Below are 3,485 nucleotides of genomic sequence, written 5' to 3' on the forward strand. Positions count from 1 at the left end.
CCCGAGGATCACGCCGACGACCGGCAGGGCGGTGATCGTCGCGCTGTCCGGCCCGCGGTCACCGCGGCCGACCGGCAGCACGGTGGCGAAGCCGAAAGCGCTTGCCAGACCGGTCATCAACGCCGGCTCGCGGGTCCGGAGACGCCTGCGTCGGTGAAAGTCGCCATCGACGACAGGGTTGCCACGGCGGCTCTGACGATCGGCAGCGCCGCCGCGGCCCCGGTGCCCTCACCCAGCCGCATGCCCAGATCGAGGATGGGCTCCAGGCGCAGATGCTTCAGCGCCAGCGTGTGCGCAGGCTCGGGGGACCGGTGGCCGGCCTGCCACCACATCCGTGCTCCGGGCGCCAGCTGCTCGGCGACCAGAGCGGCCGCGGTCACCACCAGACCGTCGAGCAGCACGGGGGTTCGGCGGACCGCGGACTGCGCGCAGAATCCGGCGATGGCGGCCAGGTCGGCTCCGCCGCAGGCGCCCAGCAGCCCCAGCGGATCGGTGTGCACGGCCCGGGAGCGGTAGAGCGCGTCGCGAACGGCCGCGGTCTTGCGGCACCACGCCGCGTCGTCGATGCCGGTGCCCCGGCCGACCGCCGCCACCGGTTCGACACCGGTCACCGCGGCCACCAGAGTCGTTGCCGCGGTTGTGTTCCCGATACCCATGTCGCCGGCGATCAGCAGGTCGGCCCCCGCATCGACCTCCTCGTCGGCGATGCTGCGGCCGGCCTGGACAGCCGCGTGCGCTTCCTCGGCGGTCAGCGCGTCCTCGACGGCGATGTTGCCGCTGCCGCGGCGTATGCGGAACGACCCGGCCGGGGTGTCCCGGTCAACGGCGATGTCGATGACCCGCACGCCTGCTCCGGCCTGCTGGGCGAGCACGTTGACGGCCGCGCCCCCGGCTTCGATGTTGTCGAGCATCTGGGCGGTGACCTCTGCCGGGTACGCCGATACCCCCGCCTGGGTGACGCCGTGGTCGGCGGCGAATACCACGATCCTGGCGCGGTCGAATTGCCTTGGCGGGCAATGGCCTTGGCAGGATGACACCCACACGGCAAGGTCCTCGAGCCGGCCCAGCGCTCCTCGCGGCTTGGTCAGCAGATCCTGGCGGCGGCGAGCCGCCGCTGCGACCCGGCCGTCCGGGGGTGCGATTTCGGTGAAGTCCATCAGGCCGGCGCGCTCACTTCACCGCCAACGGCTGCCCGGCGACCACCAGCACCACCCGGTCGCAGCTGTCGGCGAGCCGCTGGTTGAGCGCGCCCAACTCGTCGGCGAAACGCCGCCCGGACTCAGTGGCCGGGACCACGCTCAGGCCGACCTCGGGACTGACCAGAACCAAATCGGCGGCGGTGTCACCGACCGCGGCCAGCAGATCGTCGACGTCGGCCGCGACCGACCCCTGCCAGCCGCACCGGTCCAGCGCCGCGGTCAGCCAGCCCCCCGCATCGTCGACGATGGTCGCGATGCCGGGGTTGCGGCGCAACTGCCCGGCGACGTCGGCGGTCTCGACCGTGGTCCACCCGGCGGGCCGGCGATCCCGGTGCTCGGCGACCCGGCGCGCCCAGTCCGAGTCGCCGCCGGGCGCCGCGCCGGTGGCGATGTAGCGGACCGGCGCATCGCGATCCAGCGCATTCTCGGCCCAGTTCGACTTGCCCGACCGGATCCCGCCCAGCACCAGGGTCCGCACCCGCTGCTCAGACCACCTGGGCGCCGCGCGCGACCTGCGGTCGCGGCACCCGCCAGCGGCGGGGCTGCATGGCACGCGGCACCGCATACATGGCAAGTTTGCCGCGCGACTCGGTGTTGCCGGGGAACTTCGCATCCACGGCCCGATTGACCCTGCGCGACAACAGAAAGCCGTCGACGAGCATCGCGATGGTCACTGCCGGCATCGCGTAGTTCAGGTACAGCGCCAGCTTGGGCGCGATCATCGTGCCGACGAGTAGCAGGAACGTCCAGGGCATCAGCAGACCGAGCACATTGGACCGGGAGTCGACGATGTCGCGGACGTAACGCCGGACCGGACCCCGGTCGCGGGCGATCAGGTAGGCCTCGTCGCCGGACTTCATGCGCTCGTTGCGTTGGGCGACGAGGGAGCGTTGCCGCACCTTCTCGGCTTTGCGCTCCTCCTTGGTCATCGAGTTCCGGGCTTCCTTGCGCCGCTGGCGCGCCTCGGCGGCGGTCAACGGGGCCGGCGCCACCGGTCCGCGGCGCTTGTTGCGCTCACTGCGCTTGGGAGTGGGCCGGCCCTTCGGCGCGGTCGTGCCCGCAGGCGCGGGCTGGCCGTTCTCGACCTCGGTGCCGGAGGGGACGTCCTCGGCGTCGTCGGCCCCATCATTGCGGCGGCCCAGCAGTTTCACGCCTGCCAGGTTACTTCGCCCGCCCGGCCGGGCCGTAGCCTGCTGCCATGACCGGGGCCGCGCGGGTGCTCATCGCGCCGGACTGCTTCGGCGACAGCCTGACCGCCGTCGAAGCGGCCCGGGCCATCTCGCAGGGCTGGCGCCGGACCCGTCCGGCCGACCACCTGGTGCTGCTGCCGCTGTCCGACGGCGGGCCGGGCTTCGTCGACGTGCTCGTCGCACGCCACCCCGGCATGCAGCGCCGGCGCGCCCGGGTCCGCGGCCCGCTTGGCGAAACTGTCGACGCCGACTGGCTGCTCGATCCCGACACCGGGACCGCCTACATCGAGTGCGCGCAGGCCTGCGGGCTGGGGCTGCTCGGCGGGCCGCCGACGGCACACACCGCGGTCGCCGCCCAGAGCACAGGGGTGGGCGAGTTGCTCGACGCGGCTTTGGACATCGGGGCGCGCTCGGTGGTCGTGGGTCTGGGCGGAAGCGCGTGCACCGACGGCGGCCGCGGAATGGTCGATGCGCTCGGCGGCGTCGCCGCCGCACGCGACAGGCTGGCCGGGGTGGATCTGACCGCCGCCACCGACGTCGAGCATCCGCTGCTCGGGCCGTCCGGCGCCGCCCGGGTCTTCGGGCCCCAGAAGGGAGCCGACCCGGCCACCGTCGACCTTCTCGAGTCCCGCCTGAAAGCCTGGGCGCAGCAGTTGGAGACGGCGACCGGGCGGGCGGTCACCGCGCTGCCCGGGGCGGGTGCCGCCGGGGGCCTTGGTGCCGCACTGCTGGCTCTCGGCGGACGGCGGGAGTCCGGCGCACGACTGATCGCCGCGCACACCGGCGTGGCTGATGAGATCGACCGGGCCGACCTGGTGGTGACGGGGGAGGGCCGCCTCGACGGGCAGTCGCTGCGCGGCAAGGTGGTCGGCTCGCTGGCGGCGGTGGCGCGGCCGCTCGGGGTCGCCGTGGTCGTGCTGGCCGGCCAGGTCGCCCTCGGCCCGCAGGAGCTGACCGCGGCGGGCATCAGCGCGGCGCACGCGCTGTCCGACTACGCCGGCTCGGTGGAGCGAGCGATGCAGGACGCGGCCGAACAGCTGACCGGACTGGCCGCACGAACCGCGGGGGGATTGGCCGGGGTCGGCGCCGCGGGGCC

Annotated in this window: 4 protein-coding genes; 1 reads left to right on the forward strand and 3 read right to left on the reverse strand. The window is 73.9% G+C overall.

The genetic code is table 11. The features are described 5' to 3' along the window. Nucleotides 1-116: 116 nt before the first annotated feature. The 3 genes from cobT to ACKOQ4_RS11790 are packed head-to-tail and all read right to left on the reverse strand — an operon-like array spanning nt 117 to nt 2,350. A complete protein-coding gene (gene cobT / locus ACKOQ4_RS11780) occupies nt 117-1,157 on the reverse strand; it encodes a nicotinate-nucleotide--dimethylbenzimidazole phosphoribosyltransferase (RefSeq protein WP_526292007.1) in 1,041 nt (346 codons plus the stop codon). Between the two features lie 13 nt (nt 1,158-1,170). Further along, nucleotides 1,171-1,677 (reverse strand): bifunctional adenosylcobinamide kinase/adenosylcobinamide-phosphate guanylyltransferase, encoded by a 507-nt coding sequence (locus tag ACKOQ4_RS11785; protein ID WP_526292009.1) that lies wholly within the window; start codon nt 1,675-1,677, stop codon nt 1,171-1,173. A 7-nt stretch (nt 1,678-1,684) separates the two neighbouring features. After that, nucleotides 1,685-2,350: a DUF3043 domain-containing protein gene (locus tag ACKOQ4_RS11790; RefSeq protein WP_526292011.1), complete on the reverse strand. Its 666-nt coding sequence runs from the start codon at nt 2,348-2,350 to the stop codon at nt 1,685-1,687. A gap of 47 nt (nt 2,351-2,397) precedes the next feature. Between ACKOQ4_RS11790 and ACKOQ4_RS11795 the strand changes: the two genes are divergently transcribed. Continuing rightward, the coding region (locus ACKOQ4_RS11795) for a glycerate kinase (protein WP_526292013.1) at nt 2,398-3,485 on the forward strand (1,088 nt) is incomplete at its 3' end.

The organism is Mycobacterium sp., assembly GCF_046095365.1.
In the GTDB taxonomy this organism is placed as follows: Bacteria; Actinomycetota; Actinomycetes; order Mycobacteriales; family Mycobacteriaceae; genus Mycobacterium.

What these genes read in the sequence shown, in the direction of transcription:
- cobT (WP_526292007.1), bottom strand. Translation starts at nt 1,157, where the DNA reads ATGGACTTCACCGAAATCGCACCCCCGGACGGCCGGGTCGCAGCGGCG.